Raw genomic sequence first — 5,840 nt, 5'->3', positions numbered from 1 at the left:
AAAAGGCCGGCGCCAGGGTATACAGCGCGCTGCTCAATTCCAGTGACGATTGCAACGACATGGGCGAGCGATCTTCACTTTCTATCTGCGTGGCGCCAATCACAAAGTGATGGTCGGGTTTGGGGACGACGTAGAGCTGATAGCGCGGGTGCATCAACCGAATTGGCCGGTTCAGTGTCAGGTCCCGGGTCTGCACCTGTAATATTTCACCGCGCACACCGCGCAATTCCGGGAAGCCGGACTTGGCGCCCATGCCCCGGCAGTCAATCACCTGATCGAAACGGCGTGGGCCCGACGGCGTGTGTATCAGGCCGGACTCCAGCTCCACCTCGCAATCAAAGACGCAGTGACCGCCCAACTCCCGCAGGGCATTCCCGAGCGCGGTGAACAGGGTGCGATTGTCCAGATGCCCTTCGTTTTCCAGGAGAAGCCCATGCTGGAACTGGTCGTTCAGATCTGGCTCCAACGAGTGAAGCGCTGGGCGGGTCAACCACTGGTAACCCTGGGTGTCGCCGGTGACGTGGTACAGGTCCCGGTAAAACTGGGTCAGTTCTGACTGATCCTGGGGATGGGCCACCACCAGGCTGCCATTGAATTGCCACAGCGGGCGACGGTGCGCTGGTAACTGTTTTACCCACTGCGGCCACTGACGCAGGGCGTAGCGGCCCATATCGTAGATAAACCGGTCGGAGACGACCGCTTCGCTAAGCGGCGCGACCATCCCCGCCGCGGTCCAGGCGGCGGCCTGGGTGCCGTGTTCCGGGCCGCGATCAAACAGCATGACGCGGTGCCCTTTGCGGAGCAGCTGCCAGGCGATCAGCCGCCCGAGCAGGCCCGCACCGGCAATACCGATGGAAAGTTTTGCATGACTCATAAGACCTCAAACACAAAGGTATAGCGTGTGAGATCAGGAGTTTGAAGCAGGGGAAGGGGGCCAGACAGGGCCAGGCTCGCTTGTTTCCTCCGCAGGCATCAACCTGATCAGGTTCAACGGGTTTCGGTGTGACCGATCTCAGCCCCTTACGCAGGGCACCCCGACAAGTTCGTATTTATAGTAACCAGAGCGAAAGCCAGAATCAACGGTTACGGCGGATGCGTAGAGCGTGGTTACGGCGGATGCGCCTTCGGCTTATCCGCCCTACGCAAACCACTGGGGCCGCGTAGGGCGGATAAGCCGAAGGCGCATCCGCCGTAAATCAAACCGCTACTCCTCCACCCGACTGAGAATCTCCCCGGCCGCCACCCGCGTTCGGATCCGCTCCCCGGGCTTCACCTGCGCCGCATCCCGAATCACCTCACCGGCGTCGTTGTGCACGATGGCATAACCGCGCTCCAGCGTGTTCAGCGGACTCACCCCGTGCAACAATCGCCCGGCTTCGCTCAGTCGCTGGCGCTGCTGCTTCAAGGTCTGTTGCATCTGTCGGTTCAGCCGCTGGCGAAGCTGCTCGATGCGGGTTTGCCATTGGCGAAGTTGTGGCTCCGGCCGCTGCGCTTTCTGGCGAGCCGCGAGATTGTCCAGGCGCTGGCGTGCCTGCCCCAATCGCTGCTGCATGACGCGACGCAAACGCAGCTCCAGGCTGTCCAGACGCTGGCTTTGTTGCTGCAAACGCTCCCCGGGATGACGCAGGCGCTTGCTGAGATGTTGCAGATGATGTTGCTCGGCCTGCAGGCGGCGACGCGTCAGTTGGGTCAGGCGCTGCTCGTAGCCGCGAAACCTGACCAACCATTCGCTGGCGTCGGGCACCACCAACTCCGCAGCAGCGGAGGGGGTCGGCGCGCGCAGGTCGGCGACAAAATCGGCGATGGTGACATCCACTTCGTGACCCACGGCGCTGATCACCGGTAGGTCGCTGGCGGCAATGGCCCGGGCCACCACTTCCTCGTTAAACGGCCACAGGTCCTCCAGGGAACCACCACCCCGGCCCAGAATCAGTACATCAAACAGCCCCGATCGGTTGGCCAACGACAGGGCCTCAACAATCGCGGGAGCGGCCTCTTTGCCCTGCACGGGTACCGGCACCAGGGTGACCGGAATGCTCGGGAAGCGGCGCTGCAGCACGGTGAGAATATCCCGCACCGCAGCGCCGCTGGCCGAGGTGATCACGCCAATATGACGGGGCAGGGCGGGAATGGGCCGCTTGCGGGCCGGGTCGAACAGGCCCTCCTGCGCGAGCTTATGTTTGAGCGCCTCAAAGGCGCGTTGCAGGGCGCCGGCGCCGGCCTCCTCCATGTGCTCGGCAATCAGCTGATAATCGCCGCGGTTCTCATACAGGCTGACCCGGGCCCGTAACAGTACTTGCTGGCCCTGCTGTGGATTGAAGCGCACCTGCTGGTTGCGGCCGCGAAACATGGCACAGCGCACCTGGGCCTGATCGTCCTTCAGAGTGAAGTACCAGTGGCCGGAGGAGGGGCGGGCAAAGTTGGAGATCTCCCCCTCCACCCAGATCAGGGGCAGGTGGGTTTCCAGCAACTGCTTGGCGCGCCGGTTGAGTTGGCTGACAGAGAAAATCGGCCGTTCGGAGGTGGTTGTGGGGTCATTTTCAAACATGCTGGCATTATACCCAAACCGGACAGGGCTTATGTCGAAAATGACTGGTAAAACAATGACTTTTAACCGGTGATGGCAGTTTACCCACAGCCGTGTGGGCGGTATAATTGACGGTTTACTTATCTCAGGATAAAGGTTGGCTGTATGTTGCGTATTGCTGAAGAAGCCCTCACGTTCGACGACGTTTTGCTCCTGCCGGGCTATTCAGACGTCACGCCCAAAGACGTCTCACTGAAAACCCGGCTGACCCGCGGCATTCAACTGAATATTCCGCTGATTTCCTCCGCCATGGATACCGTCACCGAAGCGCGCCTGGCCATTGCCATGGCCCAGGAAGGTGGCATCGGTATCATCCATAAAAGCATGAGTATCGAAAAGCAGGCTCAGGAAGTCCGCCTGGTCAAGAAGTTCGAGGCCGGCGTGGTCAAAGATCCGATCACCATCGACTCGAACGCCACCATCAGCGACCTGCTGGCCCTGACCCGGCAGAACAACTTCTCCGGCTTGCCGGTGCTGGACAACGGTGACCTGGTGGGTATCGTCACCGGTCGCGACGTGCGGTTTGAAACCAACCTGGAGGCCAAGGTCTCCAGCATCATGACGCCGAAAGAAAAGCTGGTGACCGTCAAAGAAGGTGCCAGCAACGACGAAGTGCGCAGCCTGTTGCACAAGCACCGTATCGAAAAAGTCCTGGTGGTCAATGACAACTTCGAGCTGAAGGGCCTGATTACCGTCAAGGACATCAACAAAGCCGAAAAATACCCCAACGCCTGTAAAGACCCGGAAGGTCGCCTGCGCGTGGGCGCCAGTGTCGGCACCAGCCCGGACACCCCTGACCGGGTCGCCGCTCTGGTTCAGGCCGGTGTGGACGTGATCGTGGTGGACACTGCCCACGGCCACTCCAAAAACGTGATCGAGGGCGTCCGTCGCATCAAGAAAGATTATCCGGAGCTGCAGGTCATCGGCGGCAACATCGCCACCGGCGACGCCGCCAAAGCCCTGGTTGAAGCCGGCGCCGACGCGGTCAAAGTGGGCATCGGCCCCGGCTCCATCTGCACCACCCGCATCGTCAGTGGCGTGGGCGTACCGCAGATCAGCGCCATTGCCAATGTCGTGGACGGCCTGAAAGGCATTGACATCCCCATCATCGCCGACGGTGGCGTACGCTTCTCCGGCGACCTGGCCAAAGCCATCGTCGCCGGCGCCCACACCGTCATGATGGGCTCCATGTTCGCCGGCACCGAAGAAGCCCCGGGCGAAGTGGAACTGTTCCAGGGCCGCACCTACAAAGCCTACCGCGGCATGGGCTCCATGGGCGCCATGTCCCAGACCCAGGGCTCCAGCGACCGCTACTTCCAGGACGCCAGCCAGGGTGCTGAAAAACTCGTTCCGGAAGGCATCGAAGGCCGCGTACCCTACAAAGGCCCGCTCAACGCCATCGTCCATCAACTGATGGGCGGCCTGCGCGCGGCCATGGGCTACACCGGCAGCCACAACATCGACGAAATGCGCACCCAGCCGCAATTCGTCCGCGTCACCTCTGCCGGCATGGGTGAAAGCCACGTCCACGACGTACAGATCACCAAAGAAGCCCCGAACTATCCGGTAGGGCGGTAACACAGATTATTCTGGTTCAGGTTCTTACTGGTGTCGCCAGTGAATCTTGCGCAACACCAAGGGCCGATGCGGGGTATGGCCTTTAAAGACTCTCGGAGGCAGGGAGCCGACGAGAAGCCCCCAGGGATGGGTTCACGGCGGGTCTTTAAAGGCCATACCCCGTAGCGGCCCGGCTACGAAGCCCCATAGCTAGCTACGACGCTCAAACGAGCTCGCACCAACCAACATCAAGAGCCCCCATGACTCAAGACATCCACGCCCAAAGAATCCTCATCCTCGACTTCGGCTCCCAATACACCCAGCTCATCGCCCGACGAGTCCGCGAAATCGGCGTCTTCTCCGAAATCCGCGCCTTCGACATGAGCGACGAGGAAATCCGGGACTACAACCCCAACGGCATCATCCTCGCTGGTGGCCCCGAATCCGTCCACGCCGAAGGCAGCCCGAGAGCACCTCAAGCCGTCTTCGAGCTCGGCGTGCCCGTACTCGGCATCTGCTACGGCATGCAGACCATGGCCGAACAACTGGGCGGCTCCGTACAGGGCTCCAAAGTCCAGGAATTTGGCTACGCCCAAGTCAAGGTTCACGGCCAGACTCAACTGCTGCACGACATCAAAGACCACCTCGACCACAACGGCGACTCCCTGCTGGACGTCTGGATGAGCCACGGCGACAAAGTCATCAAACTGCCGCCGGACTTCGACATCATGGCCTCCACCCCGAGCTGTCCGATCGCCGGCATGGCCAATGAAGCCAAAAAATTCTACGGCGTCCAGTTTCACCCGGAAGTCACCCACACCCTTCAAGGCAAACGCATCCTCGAGCATTTCGTGTTCGAACTCTGCGGCTGCGAAGCCCTTTGGACTCCGGCCAAAATCGTCGACGACGCCATCGAAAAAGTGCGCGAACAAGTGGGCAAGGACAAAGTCCTGCTCGGCCTGTCCGGGGGCGTGGACTCCTCAGTGGTGGCGGCCCTGTTACACAAAGCCATCGGCGACCAGCTCACCTGCGTGTTCGTCGACAACGGCCTGCTGCGCAAAGACGAAGGCGACCAGGTCATGGAAATGTTCGCCCGTAACATGGGCGTGAAGGTGATCCGCGTCGACGCCGAAGACCAGTTCCTCGGCAAGCTCCACGGCGTGGACGACCCCGAAGCCAAGCGCAAGATCATCGGCAACACCTTCATCGATGTGTTCGATGATGAAGCCACCAAACTCAAAGACGTCAATTGGCTGGCCCAGGGCACCATCTATCCGGATGTGATTGAATCCGCAGCCGCCAAAACCGGCAAGGCTCACGTGATCAAATCCCACCACAATGTGGGCGGCCTGCCGGAAACCATGAAAATGCAGCTGGTGGAACCGCTGCGTGAGCTGTTCAAAGACGAAGTGCGAAAAATCGGTCTGGAGCTCGGCCTGCCTTACGATATGGTCTACCGCCATCCCTTCCCGGGGCCGGGCCTGGGCGTGCGCATTCTGGGTGAAGTGAAAAAAGAGTACGCCGATATTCTGCGCGAAGCCGATGCCATTTTTATTGAAGAGCTGCACAACGCCGACTGGTACCACAAAACCAGCCAGGCCTTTGCGGTGTTCCTGCCGGTCAAATCGGTCGGTGTCGTTGGGGATGCTCGTCGCTACGAGTGGGTCATTGCCCTGCGCGCGGTGGAAACCATCGA

The 5,840-nt window shown here is 60.8% G+C and carries 4 protein-coding genes and 1 riboswitch; of the genes, 2 read left to right on the top strand and 2 right to left on the bottom strand.

Annotated features, from left to right (window positions below; translation table 11 throughout):
• Both B3187_RS11955 and xseA read right to left on the bottom strand, forming a co-directional pair.
• Positions 1-874 (bottom strand): FAD-dependent oxidoreductase (locus tag B3187_RS11955; protein ID WP_286806687.1); only part of this gene is annotated, 874 nt, incomplete at its 3' end.
• 67 nt (positions 875-941) lie between these two features.
• A riboswitch (TPP riboswitch) is annotated at positions 942-1,047 on the bottom strand.
• Positions 1,048-1,204: 157 nt separating this feature from the next.
• Positions 1,205-2,548: an exodeoxyribonuclease VII large subunit gene (gene xseA / locus B3187_RS11950; RefSeq protein WP_286806685.1), complete on the bottom strand. Its 1,344-nt coding sequence runs from the start codon at positions 2,546-2,548 to the stop codon at positions 1,205-1,207.
• Between the two features lie 144 nt (positions 2,549-2,692).
• On the opposite strand from xseA, the gene guaB reads away from it, so the two are divergent.
• Both guaB and guaA read left to right on the top strand, forming a co-directional pair.
• The gene (gene guaB / locus B3187_RS11945; protein WP_123637134.1) at positions 2,693-4,165 is read left to right on the top strand and encodes an IMP dehydrogenase; all 1,473 of its coding nucleotides are present in this window, start codon (positions 2,693-2,695) and stop codon (positions 4,163-4,165) included.
• A 239-nt stretch (positions 4,166-4,404) separates the two neighbouring features.
• On the top strand, positions 4,405-5,840 hold a 1,436-nt coding region (guaA, locus tag B3187_RS11940), incomplete at its 3' end, for a glutamine-hydrolyzing GMP synthase (RefSeq protein ID WP_286806682.1).

It is taken from the genome of Marinimicrobium sp. UBA4209 (assembly GCF_002381585.1).
GTDB classification, from domain to species: Bacteria; Pseudomonadota; Gammaproteobacteria; order Pseudomonadales; family Cellvibrionaceae; genus Marinimicrobium; species Marinimicrobium koreense.
This window is presented reverse-complemented; position numbering and strand designations above follow the sequence as displayed.

What these genes read in the sequence shown, in the direction of transcription:
- xseA (WP_286806685.1), bottom strand. Translation starts at nt 2,548, where the DNA reads ATGTTTGAAAATGACCCCACAACCACCTCCGAACGGCCGATTTTCTCT.
- guaB (WP_123637134.1), top strand. Translation starts at nt 2,693, where the DNA reads ATGTTGCGTATTGCTGAAGAAGCCCTCACGTTCGACGACGTTTTGCTC.